Source organism: Flavivirga eckloniae, from assembly GCF_002886045.1.
Classification (GTDB): Bacteria; Bacteroidota; Bacteroidia; order Flavobacteriales; family Flavobacteriaceae; genus Flavivirga; species Flavivirga eckloniae.
In genome coordinates, this window is record NZ_CP025791.1 from 3,800,466 (window position 1) to 3,822,902 (window position 22,437).

The window sequence follows — 22,437 nt, forward strand, 5'->3', positions numbered from 1 at the left end:
AATGAAGATATGCCATCTTTACTTGATTTTAATTTCAATCGCATTTTTTAGTGGGTGCGCAAGCGACAATTCTAAAGAAAAGATTGAAAAGAAAGTTGTGAAACCAGTAGTAATATCTACATGGAACCATGGCATACCTGCCAATCAAGAAGCTTGGAAAATTTTAAGCAATGGCGGAAATGCTTTAGATGCCGTAGAAAAAGGTGTTAGAACAGCAGAAGCAAATCCCGATGTGCAAACAGTAGGTCTTGGAGGTTTTCCCGATAGAGAAGGAAAAGTAACTTTAGATGCCTGCATTATGGACCATCATAACAACTGTGGTTCCGTAGCATTTTTACAACATATAAAACATCCCATATCTGTAGCAAGAAAAGTTATGGAAGAAACACCTCATGTTATGTTGGTGGGAGAAGGCGCACTTAAATTTGCGCTAGAACAAGGGTTCGGAAAAGAAAATTTGCTTACCGAAAAAACAAAGAAAGCATACGAAGCTTGGTTGGTAACATCAGATTACAAACCTGTGATTAATATCGAAAACCACGATACCATAAGTATGCTGGCATTAGATGAAAACAATAACCTCTCAGGTGCCTGTACAACAAGCGGTGCGTCATGGAAAATGCACGGGCGTGTAGGTGACTCCCCAATTATTGGCGCCGGTTTATTTTTAGATAACGAAATTGGAGCCGCAGCGGCTACAGGCATGGGAGAGGCTATGATTAAAACAGCGGGTAGTGCTATGGTAGTCGAACTAATGCGCCACGGAAGATCACCTTACGAAGCATGTAAAGAAGTTGTAGAACGCATTTATAAGATTTACAAAGGGCAACCAGATTTAGAATGGTTGCAAGTGGGCTTTATAGCCTTAAACAAACAGGGAGAATATGGTTCATATTGCTTACGCCCTGGTTTTAATTACGCCATCCAAACCAATACCATTAAAAACGAATTGATTAATGCAGATTATAAAATACAATAAAGTAAAAATTGGTCTATATGTATTAATAGGGTGCTTGCTTGTTACTTCATGTGCAGAAAACAACATGGAACAGGTAATAATACCATCGCCAAATGGAAAACTAAAAGTCCATTTCAATCTAAAAAGCACCAAACCAACCTATCATGTTCATTTTAATAACAAACAAGTTATAGATACATCAATATTTGGTTTGGAATTTAAAAATCAAGCAAACCTAACAAGTAACTTTAAAATAGTTGGTGTTATTGAAAATGAAGTAAATGAAAATTGGACTCAGGTTTGGGGAGAAAAAAAGGAAATCAATAACCACTATAACCACAGCATTATAAAATTACAGGAAATTGATGGACTTAAAAGGCATATGAACATCAATTTTAAAGTATATAACGATGGCTTAGGATTTTCGTACACCATTCCCGAACAGGAATCTGTTGATAGTTTAAGTATCACCAATGAGCTTACCGAGTTTAATCTAGCGCAAAATTATTCAACCTGGTACACCCCTGCCAACTTCGATTCTTACGAAATGGCATACCAAAACAAACCGGCAAACGAAGTAGAATCGGCAAATACTCCCGTAACATTCGAGGCATTAAAAGATTCTATTTTTATAAGCATTCACGAGGCTAATCTAACCAACTACGCCGGAATGACTTTACGAAAAGATAAAGATTCAAAACTTAAATTTCAAGCAGATTTAGTCCCATGGCCAGATGGTGTGAAAGTAAAAACAAAAACACCCATGAACACGCCATGGCGAACTATTCAAATTTCAAATACTGCTGGAGGACTAATAGAATCTTGCCTAATTCTTAACCTAAACGAGCCCAACAAACTGCAGGACGTTTCGTGGATAAAACCCTTAAAATATATTGGTATTTGGTGGGGGATGCATTTAGGTACACAAACATGGACTTTAGGAGACAGACATGGTGCCACCACAGAACGAATGAAAGCTTACATAGATTTTGCTGCTGAAAACAATATAGATGCCGTTTTAGCAGAAGGTTGGAGTACTGGATGGGAAGACTGGGGAAAAGCCAAAGCTTTCGATTTTGTAACCCCATACGAAGATTTCGATCTTGAAGCACTTTCCAAATATGCAAAAGATAAAAAGATAAAACTAATTGGTCATCACGAAACTGGAGGAGATGCCCTATATTATGAACAACAAATGGATAAGGCATTTGGTCTGTATAAATCTTTAGGCATTCACGATGTAAAAACAGGATATGCCGGTCCCATTAACCCTTCCAGACAATTACACCACGGCCAATTTATGGTAAACCATTACCGTAAAGTCGTAGAAACAGCTGCTAAATATAAGCTAACAATAAACGCCCACGAACCTATAAAACCTACAGGGATAAGAAGAACATACCCGAATATGATGAGTAGAGAAGGTGCAAGAGGTATGGAATGGAATGCCTGGAGCGAAGGCAACTCGCCAGAACATCACGTTACACTCCCCTTTACCAGAATTTTGGCAGGACCGTTAGATTATACCCCTGGTATTTTCGACTTGCTGTACAAAAATGCCAAAGGACGCGTAAAATGGAATGGTTTAGATAAAGGTAATAGTAGAATAAATACAACACTCTCAAAACAACTCGCATTATACGTAGTTTTGTATAGTCCGCTTCAAATGGCTTCCGATAATATTGATAATTACAGAAATGAACCTGCCTTTCAGTTTATTAAAGATGTACCGGTAGATTGGGAAGACACCAAAGTTTTACAAGCAAAAATAGGAGACTATCTTGCCATAGCACGAAAAGATATTAATAGCAACGATTGGTATTTAGGTGCCGCAACAGACGAAAACAGATGTGATTTAGAAATTAACCTTGATTTCTTAGATTCAAATAAAGCATATGTAGCCGAAATATATGCAGACACCGAACAAAGCGATTGGAAAACAAACCCATACGAACACCAGATTTTGAAAAAAGAAGTATCTTCCAAAGATACCTTAACTTTAAAATTAGCTCCCGGTGGCGGGCAAGCCATTAGATTTAAAACCATACCTAAATAATGAAAAAAATAATTCCTTTTTTACTCATTTTATGTTTTGAAATATCGTTTTCACAAGACGATGCTTGGAACATATCCACGACGGAAAGGAATAACTACACAGGAATAGTTTTAAGCAACGGACGCATTGGTATTTTACCAACCTCACAGCCCTTTGGAATAAAACATATTATATTAAATAATGTTTACGACAAAGCATCTGTCTCAGGAGTAAGTCGGATGCTAGAAGGTATGAACTTTGGGAATTTGCAATTGGAAATAGATGGAGAAAAAGTAACGGAAGCCAATATGAACAGTTGGGAGCAAACCTTAAACATGAAAGATGCCGTTTTGCACACATCCTTTCAGTTTAAAGATAAAGCCACAGTGTTTTACAATATCTATGCCCTTCGAAATATGCCATATACAGGTTATATCGATATTATCATAAAAGCTGAAAAAACCATTCAAGTAAAAGTTACCGGAGGCATACAAACACCACAAGAATATGTTAATCCTGAAAGCACTTTTTCCGTACATCGCGATTTAGAAACTACAATACCTATTTTAAAAACAGTAGCAAATAGTAAATTTGAAAAACATAAAGTAGCCACATCAAGCACATTTATTTGGCATCATGTTAAAAAAGATAAACAGCCGGAATTAAAACACTTAAATACTTCAAAGCATAACAGTCAGATATTTTTTGAGCAAAAAATAGAAAAACAAAAAACTTTTGAGTTTGCATGGACAGCAGCTACATGCACTACTCAAGATTTTTCAGATCCATCATCAGAATCCGAACGCTTTGTAATTTCTAACCTGTTAACAAACAAAACCGATCTATTAAACAAGCACAAAAGGTTGTGGGAACGTCTTTGGGAAGGCGACATTATTATAAAAGGCGACCTACAATCGCAATTAGATGTTCGCTTGGCACTTTATCATTTGTATGCTTTTGGTCTCGAAGATTCTAATTTAAGCATCGCACCAATGGGATTATCTTCCAAAGGTTATGGCGGCCATATATTTTGGGATGCAGAATTATGGATGTACCCACCTTTACTCTTATTAAACCATCAAATAGCAGAATCTATGCTAAATTATAGATTCGATAGATTGGAACCAGCAAAAAACAAAGCCTTAAGTTATGGTTACAAAGGTTGCATGTTCCCATGGGAAAGTGACGATACAGGAGAAGAGGCAACACCAACTTGGGCTTTAACAGGAACATTCGAGCATCATGTTACCGCAGATGTAGGGATTGCTTTTTGGAACTATTACCAAATAACAAAAAACAAAAAATGGCTCAAACAAAAAGGGTATCCCCTTTTAAAAGAAGTTGCCGATTTTTGGGTGAGCAGAGCATCACTTAATTCCGATGGAAGTTACACCATTAAAAATGTAATAGGAGCTAACGAGTATGCTCACAATGTAACCGATAATGCTTTTACAAACGGTGCTGCCATTACAGCTTTACGTTTTGCTGCCCAAGCTGCGAAAGCCTTAAATATAGAAACCGACAAAAACTGGGAACACATAGCAGATAACATAAAAGTTCATCAGTTCCCAAATGGTTTAACCAAAGAGCACAGTCAATATAATGGCGAAATGATCAAGCAAGCAGACGTGAATCTGTTAGCCTACCCATTAAACATCATTCAGGATGAAAAACAGATAAGAAAAGATTTGTCTTATTACGAACCAAAATTTGATAAAAAAGGGCCGGCCATGGCACAATCTATTTTAGCTGTTATCTATGCCCGTTTAGGTGATTCGGAGAATTCATTTAGATTGTTTAAAGCCAGTTATATGCCAAATAAACGAGCGCCTTTTGGTGCGCTTTCAGAATCTGCCAATAGCAACAATCCTTACTTTGTAACAGCAGCAGGAGGTATGCTGCAAGTCGTGTTGTTTGGTTTTGGGGGATTGCATATTACAGACGAAGGCATCATTCAAAAGAAACCTTTACTCCCAAAAAGCTGGAAATCATTAACCATAACAGGAGTTGGTATTAATAAAGAAACGTTTACAGTAGAACAATAAAACATATTAGATTTTAAAATATAAAAAGGAAAAACTAATGAAAATACGCATAGGATTTATTACCGCATGTTTTTTGATACTTTCATGTACCGAGAGCGCTAAAAAACAAGAAGAAACTTTAACCGATGTTAATTTAATCGATTATGTAAGTCCCCTTATGGGGACCGATTCAGATTTTAGTCTTTCTAATGGAAACACTTATCCAGCAATCGCAACACCGTGGGGAATGAATTTTTGGACACCAATGACATCTAAGATGAGCGATGGTTGGACGTACAAATACGATGATAAAAAAATAAGAGGTATCAAACAAACCCACCAACCAAGTCCGTGGATAAATGATTATGCAGCATTTTCCCTTATGGCTGTTACCGGCGATTTAAAATTTAAAGAAGACGAGCGAGAATCTTTCTTTTCGCATAAAGCCGAAACCGTTCGTCCAGACTATTATAGTGTGTATTTGGCAGATTACGATATTGTTGCAGAAGTAACCCCAACAGAACGTGCAGCACAGTTTCAATTTACATTTCCAGAAACCGATAACGCTTACATTATGTTAGATGCATTCTTTAAGGGATCTATGGTAAAAATTATCCCAGAAGAACGAAAAATCATTGGATACTGTAGAAATAATAGTGGTGGTGTTCCAGATAATTTCCACAATTATTTTGTAGCAGAGTTTGATAAGGATTTCGAACTAAACCACACTTGGGGAGACGGTTGGAAATTAGTAGAGCATAGTACCAGTAACGAAGGAGAACATGTAGGTGCCATCGTTGGTTTTAAAACCAAACGCGGAGAACAAGTACATGTAAAAGTAGCGTCTTCTTTTATTAGTCCAGAGCAGGCACAGTTGAACCTTGACAGGGAAATAGGAAGTAAAACTTTTGATGAAGTAAAAGCAGAAGCAACTAAAGTCTGGGAAAAAGAATTAGGTAGAATTGAAATTACTTCCTCAAATGACGAACAGCTAAAAACGTTCTATTCATGCCTTTATAGAGTATTGTTATTTCCAAGGAAGTTCTATGAATTTAATGCCGATAACGAGGTCGTGCATTACAGTCCTTATAATGGAGAAGTATTGCCAGGCTATATGTTTACAGATAACGGTTTTTGGGACACGTTTAGAGCCGTTTTTCCATTTTTTAATATGATGTACCCCGAACTAAACAGTCAAATAATGGAAGGGCTGGCCAACACGTATAAAGAGTCTGGGTGGCTTCCCGAATGGGCAAGTCCCGGACATAGAGATTGTATGATCGGTTCTAATTCAGCACCAATAATTGCAGATGCACATTTATCGGGAGTAACTAATTTCGATAAAGAATTATTACTGGAAGCCATGATAAAAAATGCAACAGTAAATGAAGGACGTCCAGTAAATAGTGTAGGTCGTGCGGGTGTTGACTACTACAACGAACTGGGTTACGTGCCTTACGATGTAGGTATTAATGAGAATGCGGCCAGAACATTGGAATATGCCTATGCCGATTTTACCATTGCGCAAATGGCTAAGTCGCTTGGTAAAGATGATATTGCCAAAACTTACTACGAAAAGTCATTAAATTACAAGAACCTTTTTGACCCTTCAAACAACCTAATGCGCGGAAAAAATAAAGACGGTAGTTTTCAATCGCCTTTTAATCCTCTAAAATGGGGCGATGCCTTCACCGAAGGGAACAGCCTGCATTATACATGGAGTGTTTTTCATGATGTACAAGGCTTAATAGATTTAATGGGTGGCGACGAAAAGTTTGTAGATGCCTTGGACAATGTGTTTAATATGCCTCCAGATTTTGATGCTTCGTATTATGGATTTACCATTCATGAAATTCGAGAAATGCAGATTGTAAATATGGGGAATTATGCACACGGAAATCAGCCCATACAACATATGGTGTACTTGTATAATTATGCCAAACAACCATGGAAAACACAAACTAAGGTTCGAGAGATTATGAACAAGCTTTACACGCCAGCTCCAGACGGTTATTGTGGCGACGAAGACAACGGACAAACATCTGCCTGGTATGTTTTTAGTGCCTTAGGTTTTTACCCTGTAGCACCAGCAACAAATCAATATGTTATTGGAAGCCCGCTTTTTGATGAAGCTACTTTACATTTGCAAAACGGAAATACATTTACAATTTCTGCAAAAGGGAATAAAAAAAATAATCATTATATTCAAAGTGCAAGCCTAAATGGAAATACATTTAACCAAACCTGGATTAACTCTCAAACTATTCAGGAGGGTGGAATTTTGAATATAGAAATGGGAGGGCAGCCTAACACAAATTGGGGGATTTCGAAAAAGGCTGCTCCCTATTCATTAAGTAATGAATAAATAAATAATATTAGTTATGAACCTATCTTTTTATGTAAAAAACATCTGCTGTATCGCTTTTTTGTTGATAGTAGAAGCTGTTAGCGGACAACAAACAGACCCCTTAAAAGTTGAGGTTTTTAAAAATCGATCGATAAATTTTGGAGGCAAAACTGGTGACACTACTACTGTAAAGAGACTCCAAAACGGACGTGTTGTCTTCAAAAAAATAACCACACCTGTTTATGAAGAAGGTACGGATGTTTCCATTAAAATAACATTGAGGTCCAATGGTGATAGATGGGATAAATCCGGCTCTTGCTTTGTAATAACCAATAAAGAACAAATCGATATTATTGACGTTGCTCTGGGAAAAGAAAAATTTCCTAAACAATCGACGATCCTCAAGGAGTATCAGGGTGTTTTAAAAACTGAAAATTATACTCCAGCCATAGAACTCATGCGATTTATATCACCTTTTGGGGTGGGCTATTTTAGCGATGAAAAAAAACATCCAAAAATTAGATACAACAGACCTGTTTATATTCCAAAATGGGAAAAAGAAGTGGTGTGGGAAAAAGATATTTCCGAGTTGGAATCTATTGTAACAGGAGAGTTTTATATTGGTGTTTGGATCGATACCTGGACTCGCGAAGGTTATGAGGTAGATGTTGCTTTAGAATATTCTGGCAGACCACGCCCCAAGTTAAAAGTCATACCATTAATAAACACGGTTTACTATGTAAATGGTCAGAAAATACCAGACTTGTTTTCGCAATCAACCGTAGATTTAAATTTTATTACAGACAAAAATTTGAAAAATGCACAACTGCATTATACAACTACAGGTCATGGAGGCCATAGAGGTGGCGACGAGTTTATTAAAATAAGGAACGAAGTATTTTTCGATTTAAAATTAGTTCTCGACAAAATTCCGTGGCGTGACGATTGTGCTTCTTTTAGAAGGTTTAATCCATCATCGGGCGTATGGACAAAAAAAGATTCTGCCTACACTTACAATGAAAGTTTTAAAAAAGAATTTAAAGAAATTGAAGAACGTATAGCCTCCTCAGATTTTTCAAGATCTAATTGGTGCCCTGGTTCGATGGTTACCCCTTATAAAGTTGATTTAGGAACTATTGAAAAAGGAGACCATAATCTACTCGTTAAAATTCCAGGAACGGCAAATAAAAAAGAGCAATATAACCACTGGTTAGTATCTGCTTATTTAACCTATAAAAAATAACTTTTGCATTAAGTATTTGGCTATAAATTATAGTTACATGAGGAAAACATTAATAGCATTATTGTATTTAGTAACCACCATTGGGTTTGCCCAAAACCAACCATATGCGTCATATTGGTATGTAGAAGATTTACTTAGATGGTCTCCAGAAACAGATAAGCATGCTGCTTTCAATATTAGTTACACGCCTTTAGCAAAACGCTTTACCGATAGTACAACCCAAATACGAAAAGAGTTATCGAACGATCCTAAAATAATTTCTTTAATCCCTACGCACAGCACGTCTAACCATCCGTCGCAAGGGTTTTCAACTATAAAACAATACGCATTCCCATTTTGGCAATACATAGACTATTTTGTACAATGGGGAGGTTCGGCAGTAGAAGGGATTATTTTATCTCCAGTACCTACCTGGACAGACGCTGCTCATAAAAATGGTGTAAAATCAATTGGCACAGTGTTCTTTCCTCCTATTGTTTATGGTGGGAAAAAAGAATGGGTCATGGCATTTTTACAGCAAAAAGAAGATGGCAGTTTTCCGGTTGCGGACAAACTTATTGAAGTTGCAAAGCATTATCATTTTGACGGCTGGTTTATCAATCAAGAGACCAAGGGTCTAGACGAGTCTTATGCCGAAAAAATGGTTAGCTTTATTGAATATTACCAAGACAAATCCGGGGAGGCCATCGAACTCGTTTGGTACGATGCGATGATAACCGACGGACGTGTCATCTGGCAGCGAGAACTTAACCACCACAACCAGATCTTTTTTCAGAAGAACAATAAAAAAATGGCGGATTTGATGTTTATTGATTTTAAATATCAGGAAACACAATTGGAAGACTCGCACGATGTAGCACTTCAATTAAAAAGAAGTCCCTGGGATTTATATGCAGGCATAGATGTACAACAAAGAGGCTATAAATCCTATGCAAAATGGGATGCTTTGCTAAAAGACGAAAAGCCCTATACAACTTCTATAGGATTATATTGGCCCAGCGCCACTTTCGATCTTTCAAAGACAAAAGAACCTGAAGAGGTTTACAGTAATGAGCAGAAATTTTGGAATGGTGGCGAAACTTTTACAACACCTTATGGGGACATGACATGGAAAGGCTTTACCAATTACTTTCCAGCAAGTGGTATTGTTAAAGAACTGCCGTTTATAACCAATTTTAATTATGGTTTAGGTCGATTTTACAATGAAAAAGGACAAACAATATCAAAAAACGAATGGCATAATTTAAGCATTCAGGATATACTGCCCACATGGCAATGGCAAACCGATACCACACAGGTAAAACCCAGTTTTTATTTTAAAGAAAGTTATAACGGAGGAAGCTGCTTAAAACTGGAGTCGAAAACAGGAGCAACCATTCCGCTTTACAAAACCAAAATTGATTTAAACACATCTGTAAACATCAGCATTGTTGCAAAAGGGGATAGTCAAGTAAAAACCTATTGTTACGTACTCCTATCTAATGGAAAAACCAAAAAGGTAGGTTTACACATTAATAAAACATGGAAAACATCATCCTTTGCAATTAAGAGTCAAAAAAACACAACCATAGTGTCTCTTGGTTTCGAAACACAAGGAAAAGGTAATGTACTCATTGGGGAAATACTAATGCGGAACAGAAAAGAACCATCATTACCAAAATCTAAATTTTCGGTAGAGGCGTTTCCAAATAACAAAACAACAGAGTTGTATGTACATTTAAAACCAGCCAATAACAAGGCCGTTTACCATAACATTTATAAAATCACCAATAAAGGCGAAAAAATATGGCTAGGTAAAACCGCTTCTAAAGATTATTATATCAAAGACGTTCCTGTTGAAAATGAGTATATCAATTTAGTTGTACAACCAATTTCTAAAAGTGGCAAATTAGGAAAACCATCAAGACAAAAAATTAGACTATGAAAAGTGAATTAAGAACAGTGCTATTTTTACTATTAGCATTCATTTATATAGAAACTTCTGCGCAAAACCAGCCAGTAGATTATGTAAATCCATTTATAGGCACATCTAATTTTGGAACAACTAATCCGGGGCCAATAGCTGTTCGAGGCATGGCAAACGTATCACCTTTTAATGTTGCCGGACCTCAGAATTTGCCCTTAGAAAAAGATAGTCGTTGGTTATCTACACCCTATATTCAGGAAAATACCTTTTTAACCGGTTTCAGTCATGTAAACTTAAGTGGTGTGGGTTGTCCGGAACTCGGTGTTATTTTAGCAATGCCTACAACAGGAGAATTGGAAACCGATCACTTAAAATATGGTTCAACTTATTCAGAAGAAAAAGCAACCGTTGGCTATTATTCCAACAAAATAGATAAGTACCATATAAAAGTTGAAGCAACAGCAACAACCCGAACTGGGGTGAGCAAATACCACTTCCCGGCAGGAAAGTCAAACATTCTTTTAAACCTGGGCTTAGGTCTTACAAACGAAGAAGGCGCTATGGTAAAAGTTGTTTCTCCTACAGAAATTGAGGGCGTACGCTCTGTTGGTTCATTCTGTTACTACAAACCAGACGAAGCATACCCTGTTTACTTTGTGGCCCGTTTTTCAAAACCTGCTGACGAGTTTGGAGTTTGGAAAAAACCACGAAAATATAATGGTGTTGAAGCTCAGTGGTTTTTAAAAAACGGAAAAGCCAGAATTAAAAAAGGCCATACCAAAGAAATTATTGGAGACAGTATAGGGGCATATATGCGTTACGATTTTGACAAGCCGTCTGTGGTTGAAATGAAAATCGGTGTTTCGTATGTTAGTATTGAAAATGCACGTGAAAACTTGGAAAAAGAAACTTCAACCCGCACGTTCGATCAAATTCTAGCAGAATCGAAGGAGACATGGAATACCTATCTATCTCGAATAGAAGTCGAAGGTGGTACCGACGACGATAAGCGTATTTTTTATACAGCTTTATACCACTCCTTAATTCATCCAAACACATTAAACGATTACAATGGCGAGTACCCTAAAATGAAAACCCGGGAAACCCTGAAAACAGAAGGAACCCGATACACTACATTTTCGTTCTGGGATACCTACAGAAACCTTCATCAATTAATGAGTTTAGTATACCCCAAGCAACAATCGGATATGGTAAAAAGTATGCTGCAAATTTACGATGAGTCTGGTTGGTTACCCAAATGGGAACTAAACGCCACAGAAACCACAACCATGGTTGGAGATCCTGCTGGGGTTATTATAGCAGATACCTACTTAAAAGGGATTCGCGATTTTGATGTTGAGAAGGCTTATAAAGCCATGAGAAAAAGTGCAACACAATTAGATAATAATCCATTACGTCCGGGAATTCAAGATTATATAAACAAAGGGTATTTAACAACAAAAACCACCAAAAGCGGTTCCGTGTCTACAACTCAAGAATATAATGTTACAGACTTTGCAATAGCACAATTAGCCAAAGAATTGGGCAAAAAAAGCGATTACAAAATGTTCTCAAAAAGAGCTATTTCTTATAGGAAACTTTTTAGCAAGGAATTTAATCTGTTGCGACCTAAAAATGACGATGGTAGTTGGCTTACACCTTATAATCCCGAAGCAGGGGCTAACTTTGTAAAAAACTTAGGTTTTATAGAAGGCAATGCTTGGCAATACACTTTTATGGTTACCCACGATGTTAAAGGGTTAATGAAATTAATGGGAGGTCACAGAGCTTTTTCAAATAGATTACAAGATGTTTTTAATAAAAACCAGTTCGATATGGCCAACGAACCAGATATCTCCTATCCATTTCTTTTTAATTATGTAAAAGGCCAAGAGTATAAAACAGGAGAAAAGGTGAGCGAACTATTAAAAAAACACTTTAAAAATACCCCAGATGGTTTACCCGGAAATGACGATACCGGAACCATGAGTACCTGGGCAGTCTTTTCTATGATGGGGATTTACCCAGTATCTCCGGCAGAAGACAAATATGCCTTATTTTCGCCCGTTTTCGATAAGGTTACTATTCATTTGGACAGTGCATATTATACAAATGATAAAATTGAAATTGTAAAAGTTGCTAAATCTAAAAACTCAAACACCATAAGATCTGTTAAAGCCGATAATCAAAGTCATCCTAAGTTTTTTATCTCTCATAAAAAACTTACCAACACAGATTTTTTAAACATCTATATTGAGTAAATCCATTACTTACCCCATACCTAAGTGTAGTAACTTACTGATAATTAATGCCTATGCGTTTTTGGCAACGCTAATTATAATGTCCTTTAGCTTTTAACCGCTGTTATTGGTCGAAATTTTTTCAAAAAGCATAACATTATTACAACATTTAACATTGTTTTTAAGTAAACAAATTTTAACTAAACTAATTTAAACAATAACTTATGTGTAAAAAATTACTAAATTTTTTAGCTTTTGTGTTTTTATTATCAAGTAGTGTAATTCAAGCGCAAAGTATTAGGGTGTCTGGAACTGTTACAGACGGTAATGGGATTCCATTGCCAGGTGTAAATGTTCTGGAAAAAGGGACAAATAATGGGACTTCTGCCGATTTTGACGGAGGCTATTCTATTAGTGTAAACGGCTCGGCTGTTTTAGTCTTCTCATCTATAGGTTTTGTAACACAAGAAGTAACCGTTGGAGCTCAAACAGTCATTAATGTTTCTCTGGTAGAAAGTGTACAGGCCTTAGATGAAATTGTTGTAACCGCATTAGGTATAAAAAGAGAAAAGAAAGCTCTTGGATATTCCATGCAGGAGGTTTCTTCCGAAACCGTAACAGCAGCAGCTAATGGTAATATTAATACGGCCTTACAAGGTAAGGTGGCCGGTGTTAATATTACTACGAGTGGTGGTATTGGTGGTAACGCTAGAGTAGATTTACGTGGTACCAGTTCATTGAATGGAAATGATGAAATATTATGGGTGATCGATGGTGTACCTTTTTCTGCTGATGACACAAGTGATCCAGATGATCTATTTGGAGGTATTTCGAATGGTGGCGGACTTTTAGATATTAACCCAGACGATATTGAGACAGTGTCTGTTCTAAAAGGTGGACAAGCTGCCGCATTATATGGTAGCCGTGGAGCAAACGGTGTTGTTTTAATAACAACTAAAAGTGGTAAAAAAACTGAAGGACTTGGTATAAGCTATACAGGCTCTACAGTGTTTTCTGAAGCTTCTTATTTCTTAGATCTTCAAAATGAATATGGGCAAGGTCTTAATGGAAATTACGACCCGACTTCGGGAGCTGCATGGGGACCTCGTTTTGATGGTGTGTCAAGACCTTCTTGGACGGGTGAGCAATTGCCATATGAAGCAGCATCTGATCAATTAGACGATTTTACAAGAACGGCTATAAGCATGAGACATGCTTTATCATTATCTAAAGCAAGTGAAGAAGGTAACTTTAGAGTGTCTATTGCAAAAGATAAGACAGAAGGTGTTTTTGAAAATAACCAGATCGATAAGCTTAATTTTGATGTTAAAGCGGCTTACGATATTAACTCTTGGTTAAATGTAGATACAAAGATATCTTATATTAAAAATAAAGGGCAACAAAGACCAGAGGTAGGGAACTATAGTTATGTTTCTTTCTTCAACAGAATGCCAGCCAATATAAGAACACAGGATTTAAGCCCTGGATTTGTGATTGTTAATGGTGAGCGTGCAGAGTATTTATATGGGTCAAGTACAGATTTAACTGCAAACCCAAATGCGAACAACAGAAACCCGTATTTTATTCAAGATCAGATCTTCAATAGCGATACACGTAACAGGTTTTTTGGGTATTTCGCTTCTACTTTTAAATTTACAGACGATTTAAAACTTAAGTTAAAGTACGGATTAGATACTTATAGATATGAAGCATTAGATGGTTACAGATATCCAGATAATGCTAGTGATCAAAGACCAAACTTCAACACTTCTGAGAAGTTCTATTCAGAGGAAAATATGGAGTTTTTACTTAGCTATAATAAAGATCTTAGCGAAAAAATCAATTTTGGTTTAAGTGTTGGTGGTAATAAAATGCACAGAGAGTCTCAATTATTGAGAAGTACTTCTGGTAAATTAGCTTCATCGAATGACTTTTTCCTTAATGCAGGTACGACTCTAAATACTAACGAGAGTTTTTCTCAAAGAGAAATACAATCTGTTTACGGTTATTTAGATGTATCTTATAATGATTATTTATTCTTAACTGCAACTGCAAGAAACGACTGGTCTTCTGCATTGCCTATAGATAATAATTCATATTTCTACCCTTCTGTTGGTTTAAGTGCACTTATTTCAGAAATGGCTACGATGCCAGACTGGATATCTTATCTTAAACTTAGAGGATCTTGGGCACAAGTAGGTAAAGATACGCAGCCCTACTTAGCGAACCCTGTTTTTAGTTTTTCTACATGGAACTTTAACTTGTTAACCAGTGGTGTTCCTCAAGGTTTAGTGGATCCAAATCTTAAACCTGAAATATCTACAACTTCAGAGGTTGGTTTAGAATTAAAGTTATTTAAAAGCCGATTTGGTATAGATATCACTTACTATAATGAACGAACTAAAAACCAAATTGTAAATACTGCAAATGGTCAGAGTTCTGGTTACGATCTTTTCCTAACTAACCTAGGTTTAATAAGTAATAAAGGGCTTGAAATTATAGCAAATATAGTTCCTGTAAAGACTGAGGATTTCAATATGGGATTAACGCTTAATTTTGCAAAGAACAAAGGTGTACTTGAAGAATTTGACAAATCACTTGATGGTGAAGATTTACCATACTTTTTCTTTAATAGTAACACTATTCCAGAACAAGTTCGAGCAGAAGTTGGTCGAAAAATGGGAGATATTTATGGTTTTGCTTTTGAAAGAGATGCAGAGGGGCAATTTGTTATAGGTGCTGATGGCTTACCAACAAGATCGGCAGATGTGGTAAAACTTGGTAACATTCAACCAGATTTTACGGGATCTATTGGTATAGATTTAAATTATAAGAATGTATCGTTAAACGCACTTTTAGGAATGCAACAAGGTGGAGATATTTACTCATTAACCGAGGCTGGTGCAACAGGAAGCGGTACAGCAGCAAGAACGACTAGTTTAGGAAGAGAGCCTTTCTTTGTGCCAGGTAACTTGTCAGATGGAAGCCCTAACCTTACCATCGTATCTCCACAGCAATACTGGAGTAGAGTTGCTGGAGTTACAGAAAGTTCTATTTACGATGCGTCTTTCATGAAACTTACAGAATTGGCTTTAGGATACAGTATTCCTAGAAAAGTTTTAGATAAATTAGGAAACGGTGTTATTAACAGAGCTAAGTTTTCTTTAGTTGGTAGAAATTTATTCTACTTATATAGAAATACTCCAGGTACTGTGCCAGATTCAGGAGTTTACAATACATCATTTGGAGCACAAGCTTTCGATTTTTCGCCTGTGCCAGTGACGCGATCAGTTGGATTTTCACTTAACCTTAATTTTTAAAAGTTAAAAGACATGAAAAAAAGAATTATATATTTAGGAATTGTACTATTAGCTTTTATAGTTGGTTGTACAGACGATTTCGAAGATATTAACACGCCTAAAGATGCCGTTTTACAAGTTGAAGCTGGTATCATGTTTAATCCGTTATTGCAAAACCCATTGCGAAACTATCAGCGTAACATTAATTTATATCCTGATTTGTTTTCACAATATTGGGCGAATACAGTTTCTGGGTTTGAATCACCAAGATATGAATATGTAGATGGTTGGATTGGAAATCAATGGAACGAGTTTTATACACAAACGTTACCTGAAGCAAACCAGTTAATAGCTTGGTACGGAGAGGATCCATTACATGCAAATGCCATGGCTCAATTAGAGATTTGGATCTGCTCAGAATGGGCACGAATGTTACAAACTTATGGTGATATGCCATACTTTGGAGCAGGTTTAGGAGAAAGTGTTGCTTACAACTCAGAACAGGAAATCTATTACGATTTATTCGATAGATTAACAACTGCTGTAAATAATATTGATCCAGGAGCAACAGACCAATATGCTTACAAGAAACCAGATGGTACAAATTATGACCTGTTATATAGCGGAGACTTAGATAAATGGAAACGATTTGGTAACTCCATGCGTTTACGTTTAGCTATGCGTTTGGCCAATGTAGATCCTACAAAGGCTCAAACCGAAGCCGCGGCTGCTGTTGCTGATGGTGTTATGACTAGCAATGCCGATGTAGCTCACATTCCATTATGGTCTAGCGGTTGGTACGATTACTTACATCAAATGGCATTTGCTTGGAACAACATTAGAGCTTCTAAAACATTGACAGATTTATTATATAATCAATCTACTTTAGGTGAAGACCCTAGAGCAAGAAGATGGTTTGCTTACAAAGATGATTCTCCGTTAGTAGGAAATGCTGAAATAGAAGGAGTTGTAAATGGTTACGATGTACTTCCTGGAAATTCTAACGATTTTGCAACAATTAATTTAGAAGGTGGTTACGTTGGATTTGTTGGTAACGGTACAGATGTATCTCATTACTTGCCATACATGTTCTACTCTGAGGTATTATTTTTAAGAGCAGAAGCAGCATTAAGAGGCTGGGTAGCCGGCGATGCTAATTCATTATACTTAGAAGGTATACAGGCTTCTATGGACTTTGTAGGAGTAGATCCTGCCAATGCTACAGATTATATTAACGGTTTATCTGCACTTTCAGGTTCTAACGAAGCGCAGTTAAGACAATTAATCACTCAAAAATACATTGCTAACTTCCCTAATGGGGTTGAAGCTTGGGCAGATTTTAGAAGAACAGATTACCCAGATATCTCATTACCAGTAGATGGTGTAAGTAGTAATTCATCTGTAGCACCAGATACTTGGGTGAAGCGTATAAGATATTCAGATAATGCACACTTATTTGATGCTTTTTTTATGCCATCATCTCGAAATACAGTAGAATCGGATAGAATGGATATAAGATTATGGTGGGATACTGCAGATACTAAGACTAAGTCTGGTGGTTTAATGAGTAGCAACTTTTAATCAAAAAAAATTATTATGAAAATAAATGATATAAAAAATAAAGTAATAGTAGGCATATTGCCATTGCTGTTGATACTTTTTACGGTATCATGTGCTAACGACGACGACAATGTATCTCAGTCTTTCGATATAGCTCAATTACAAGCGAGAATTACTGAAGCAGAGGATTTAATTACAACATCTGTAGAAGGCATAAATGCAGGAGATTATCAACCGGGGTCAAAAGAAGCTTTACAGGATATTGTAAATTGGGTTTACTGGCGTATAGATAATTCTAATTCCCAAGGAAATATAGATGATGCTATTCTTAAATTAAATGCAGGAATAGATACATTTTTAGCTAGTACAGTATCTGTGGCCATACCTTGGATAAAACAAGAACCTGGAACTTATATAGAGTTATCAGATAATGCTAAAGCAGTAACAGCAAATCCATTTACAATTGAAGCAAAGTTTTATATTGTAAACTTACAACAAAGAGGTTATAGTAATAACATGTTTGCAAATGTAATGGGATTAGGTGGTGCTAACGACCGTGGATTTAATATTCGTTATTTTGGAGATGGTGCAGTTCATATTAATGTATCAAGTCATAACAACGGATGGTCTCAAACATCTACTGCACCTGGTGTAGTTGAATCTGGGAAATGGATTCACGTTACTTTTGTAAATAACATTAATAACCATGCACTTTATATTGATGGTGTTGAAGTTTTAACAAATGACAACGAATATGCTGCTTCAGATTCTGAGTTCCCATTAACTATAGGTAATACGTTCCCATGGAATGATAGAGTATTAAATGCTATGGTTCAAGATTTCAGACTATGGGATAAAACCTTAAGCCCAGAAGAAATCAATCAGTATAAAGATGGTGTTGAAGGAACAGAAAGTAACTTAGTATCTTACTTCCCTTTTAACACAGACCTTGGTTCTAACCCTACAGATATGATTGGTAATACTACTGCAAAATTTGTGGGAGATTTCGATTGGAGAGCAAATGGTGAGCCACCAGTTATAGTAGTGGACTATGCAGATTTAAGTGCTTCAATAACCAGTTTAACAGATTTTATATCTACAGTTGTAGAAGGTACTCAAGATGGAGATTTCCCAGTAGGAACCACAACATACTTACAGGGTATAGCAGATGCTGCACAAGACCTTATTGATAATGAAGCAGACCAAAGAGATGTTGATGGCGCTGTAGAGAGAATTGCTGATGCTTTAGCTTATGCAAACAACAATAAGGTACAGGATACTGATGGTATTATGATCGACCTAGACGATCCTGATGCTATAGGATACAATGTAGCGCCTTCATGGCATGCAGAAGGAAATAGTTTCACTATTGAAATTTCGGTTAAATTAAACAGCCTAACAGTTGGAAATAATGGAGATATAGGTGGAGAGATCCTAAACAATGGTTCTTATTTATTACGTTATTTCGGTGAAAACGATAATGCAAGATCAGAGAACTATGGAAAACTGCGTTTTTACACTAATAACGGTGACTGGAATTGGATAGATACTCCTTTTGCTATTCTAGTACCAGGAAACTGGATAAACATAGCTTGTACTTTAGATACCTCTACAGGAACTCAAAGTATTTATGTTGACGGTGTTTTAATTGTTTCTCAAGTTACAGGTGTTACTAGTAGCAACGCACCATGGGGCGATATGTGGCTAGGTAACGGATGGCTAAAAATGAATGGTTCTGTTAAAAACGTAAGAATCTGGTCTAGAGTGCTTACCCCAGGAGAAATGGGAGCTGACTTAGTAGGAAATGAAGCTGATTTAGAGATGTACTTCCCATTAGATAGAGTTAGTGCTAAAGTTGCACCAGATGCAACTGGTAACTATTCAGGTGAAGTAAGAGGAGCTACTTGGAATAAGAATTAATTAGTAAATTAGTTTATATAGTTTCATTTGAGTTTGTTTATAAAGGCAGGTATTTTACCTGCCTTTATTTTTTTATTAGTGAAACTCTATTTTGAAAAATTGCGAAGCAAAGCATTCAAAATAGTAAGTTGAACTAATCCCGCTTCCTATGCTGAACTTGTTTCAGTATCTGGCGGGATCTTAGGTCTAATACCTCGAAGCTTGCTTCGGAATTTATAAAGAATATTTTCAATTGAATGCCTCGTGCGCTTCCACCGAGGATCATTTACTCGCGCACAGACGTTATTTGTCGAAATACTTATTAAAGAAAATTTTTCAGTATTAATTTTATAACTAATTCAAAGTTGATTAATTATTATGGTAGCAAAAGTTGATTTCAAAAATTTAGAAGATATAACTTATAGAGAAGCCGGTATATTTGAAAATACACGCTATGAGAAAATTCACAATATCGTTTTTGATAATTCAAATCTAGCTTCAAAAATTGTTGCTCAGGAAATTGCAGATTTAATTAAGGATAAACAATCTAAAAAAGAAAACTGTATACTGGGCTTGGCTACAGGTTCGTCACCTATTCGTGTGTATGAAGAATTAGTTAGATTGTATAAAGAAGAAGACTTAAGCTTTAAAAATGTTATTACTTTTAACTTGGATGAGTACTATCCAATGGAAAAAGAAAATGAACAGAGCTATCATTTCTTTATGCATGATCATTTATTCGACCATATTGACATTCTACCGGAAAATATCCACATTCCTAGAGGCGATATAAAACCCGAAGAGATTTTAGACTTTTGTATCGATTATGAAAATAAAATACAAGCCTGTGGCGGATTAGATTTTCAACTGTTAGGTATAGGTAGAACCGGACATATTGGATTTAATGAACCAGGCTCCCACAACAACTCCCGTACACGTTTAATAACCCTCGATTACCTAACCCGAACGGATGCTGCATCAGATTTCTTAGGCTTAGAAAAAGTGCCTAAGCGAGCTATTACCATGGGGATTGGAACCGTAAAAGAAGCGAAAAGAATCGTATTATTAGCTTGGGGAGATAATAAAGCATCTGTAGTAAAAGAAACTATTGAAGGGAACATTTCATCTCAGGTTCCGGCTACATATCTTCAAGATCATAAAAACACCACATTTATATTAGATGAAGGAGCAGCTTCACAGCTTACGCAATACCATACTCCTTGGCTAGTTGGTCCTTGCGAATGGACAGAAAGTTTAATACGTAGAGCCACAGTTTGGTTATGTGAATTAACATCAAAATCTATATTAAAATTAACCGATAAAGACTATAACGATAATGGTATGGAAAGCCTTTTGGCTCAAGAAGGCAGTGCTTACGATTTAAACATTAAAATGTTTAATGTCCTCCAGCATACCATAACAGGATGGCCAGGTGGTAAGCCGAATGCAGATGATTCCAATAGACCAGAAAGGGCTACTCCAGAGAAAAAACGGGTTATTATTTTTAGCCCACATCCTGACGATGATGTTATTTCTATGGGAGGTACTTTTGATAGGTTAGTCGATCAAGGACATGATGTGCATGTTGCTTTCCAAACCTCTGGAAACATTGCTGTATCAAATCATGAAGCCCTTAAGTTTGCAGAAGTTGGTTTGGAAATAAACCCAGAGAATACCATTTTCAAAAAAATTATTGAGCAGGTTAAAGCTAAACCGGAAGAGGAATTCAATACGTCAGAATTGTTAAAAGTAAAGGGGTTTATTCGTCAGAAAGAATCATTAGGTGCAGCAAGATATATAGGTATAGACGATGAAAAGGTTCATTTTTTAAATTTACCGTTTTACGAAACAGGGAGTGTTAAAAAGAATGCTCTTGGTGAAGAAGATATAAATATTGTAAAAGAATTAATGACTTCCATTGAACCGCACCAAATATATGCCGCTGGTGATCTTGCAGATCCTCACGGTACTCATAAGGTAGCGTTGGATAGTATTTTTGCAGCTATCGAACAAATAAAAGAGTTACCCTTTATGCAAGATTGCTGGGTATGGCTTTACAGGGGCGCATGGCACGAATGGGGCATCCATGAAATAGACATGGCAATACCTATGAGTCCAGATCAAGTTTTAAGAAAAAGAAAAGCAATTTTCTTTCACCAATCTCAAAAAGATGGTGTAATGTTTCAAGGAGACGATTCACGCGAATTCTGGGTAAGAGCCGAAGAACGCAATAAAGAAACAGCTTTAAAATACCGACGTCTAGGTATGGCAGATTATGAAGCCATGGAAGCTTTTAAAAGATATGTTTTTTAGTAAGTTTAAGTTGTAACTTTATAAAGCCATATTTTTAGTAATAAAATGTGGCTTTTGTATTTCATGTTAATATTTATTAAAACTTAGCATAGCAAAGTTGGTAGCTTCATAATAATCTTAAATTTTAATGGGTCTCGACTGCACTCCTGAGGATATGTAAGAAGCTTGGTTGTTAGTGTAATAAAAGCAGATTGCGACGAATCTAAGTTATTCTAAGTTACATGTAAGTGTGTTTCATATGCATAAAAGTCATCAAAAATAACATTGTCAGACTTTTTGGATTCTTGATATAAACTCAAAAAATGTTCTGTTTGTTCTAAAGTATCCCATTCCATTTTTTCATTATATGGAGATATAAATTCAACTTCAACTGTATTCAAAGATTGGTTATTAAGTTCAATTAATAATTTAATCAGAGCTTCCCTTACATCAGTTGCTTTTAAAAAGGCATAAACAAACCCTCCTGCAAGACCTTTGTCTTTATGTTTATATTCTATATTCGACCAATAAACTTTATTATTCATTTGATTTAATTTGTTTTGAGTCTACGCAATAATGCACATCAATTTTTTCTTAATTATTGTGATCGGTGGTTTGTAACGAATGTCTTAAG

Annotated in this window: 12 protein-coding genes; 11 read left to right on the forward strand and 1 reads right to left on the reverse strand. The window is 36.3% G+C overall.

The window, feature by feature from the left end; all coding sequences use genetic code 11:
- Position 1 precedes the first annotated feature (1 nt).
- The 11 genes from C1H87_RS15740 to nagB all read left to right on the forward strand — a co-directional run bounded on the left by C1H87_RS15740 (position 2) and on the right by nagB (position 21,824).
- The gene (locus tag C1H87_RS15740) at positions 2 to 979 is read left to right on the forward strand and encodes an isoaspartyl peptidase/L-asparaginase family protein (RefSeq protein WP_102756731.1); all 978 of its coding nucleotides are present in this window, start codon (positions 2 to 4) and stop codon (positions 977 to 979) included.
- Positions 957 to 3,014 (forward strand): glycoside hydrolase family 97 protein, encoded by a 2,058-nt coding sequence (locus C1H87_RS15745; RefSeq protein WP_102756732.1) that lies wholly within the window; start codon positions 957 to 959, stop codon positions 3,012 to 3,014. The genes C1H87_RS15740 and C1H87_RS15745 overlap by 23 nt, the downstream gene beginning before the upstream one ends.
- A complete protein-coding gene (locus C1H87_RS15750) occupies positions 3,014 to 5,038 on the forward strand; it encodes a glycosyl hydrolase family 95 catalytic domain-containing protein (RefSeq protein WP_102756733.1) in 2,025 nt (674 codons plus the stop codon). The genes C1H87_RS15745 and C1H87_RS15750 overlap by 1 nt, the downstream gene beginning before the upstream one ends.
- Positions 5,039 to 5,075: 37 nt before the next feature.
- Positions 5,076 to 7,382, forward strand: coding sequence for a GH92 family glycosyl hydrolase (locus C1H87_RS15755; RefSeq protein ID WP_102756734.1), 2,307 nt, complete (start codon positions 5,076 to 5,078; stop codon positions 7,380 to 7,382).
- Between the two features lie 16 nt (positions 7,383 to 7,398).
- A complete protein-coding gene (locus C1H87_RS15760; RefSeq protein ID WP_102756735.1) occupies positions 7,399 to 8,607 on the forward strand; it encodes a PNGase F N-terminal domain-containing protein in 1,209 nt (402 codons plus the stop codon).
- A 37-nt stretch (positions 8,608 to 8,644) separates the two neighbouring features.
- On the forward strand, positions 8,645 to 10,531 hold the full coding sequence (locus tag C1H87_RS15765; protein WP_102756736.1) for an endo-beta-N-acetylglucosaminidase: 1,887 nt from the start codon (positions 8,645 to 8,647) through the stop codon (positions 10,529 to 10,531).
- A complete protein-coding gene (locus C1H87_RS15770; RefSeq protein WP_102756737.1) occupies positions 10,528 to 12,774 on the forward strand; it encodes a GH92 family glycosyl hydrolase in 2,247 nt (748 codons plus the stop codon). The genes C1H87_RS15765 and C1H87_RS15770 overlap by 4 nt, the downstream gene beginning before the upstream one ends.
- Positions 12,775 to 12,977: 203 nt before the next feature.
- A complete protein-coding gene (locus C1H87_RS15775; protein WP_102756738.1) occupies positions 12,978 to 16,073 on the forward strand; it encodes a SusC/RagA family TonB-linked outer membrane protein in 3,096 nt (1,031 codons plus the stop codon).
- Between the two features lie 12 nt (positions 16,074 to 16,085).
- Positions 16,086 to 17,633, forward strand: coding sequence for a SusD/RagB family nutrient-binding outer membrane lipoprotein (locus C1H87_RS15780; RefSeq protein WP_102756739.1), 1,548 nt, complete (start codon positions 16,086 to 16,088; stop codon positions 17,631 to 17,633).
- Between the two features lie 15 nt (positions 17,634 to 17,648).
- Positions 17,649 to 19,532 carry a LamG domain-containing protein gene (locus C1H87_RS15785; protein WP_102756740.1) on the forward strand — a complete coding sequence of 628 codons (1,884 nt, stop codon included), beginning with the start codon at positions 17,649 to 17,651 and terminating at the stop codon, positions 19,530 to 19,532.
- A 357-nt stretch (positions 19,533 to 19,889) separates the two neighbouring features.
- Positions 19,890 to 21,824, forward strand: a complete 1,935-nt coding sequence (gene nagB / locus C1H87_RS15790; RefSeq protein ID WP_102756741.1) for a glucosamine-6-phosphate deaminase — start codon at positions 19,890 to 19,892, stop codon at positions 21,822 to 21,824.
- A 212-nt stretch (positions 21,825 to 22,036) separates the two neighbouring features.
- On the opposite strand, the gene C1H87_RS15795 is transcribed toward nagB, so the two are convergent.
- A complete protein-coding gene (locus tag C1H87_RS15795) occupies positions 22,037 to 22,348 on the reverse strand; it encodes a hypothetical protein (RefSeq protein WP_102756742.1) in 312 nt (103 codons plus the stop codon).
- Between the last annotated feature and the right edge of the window lie 89 nt (positions 22,349 to 22,437).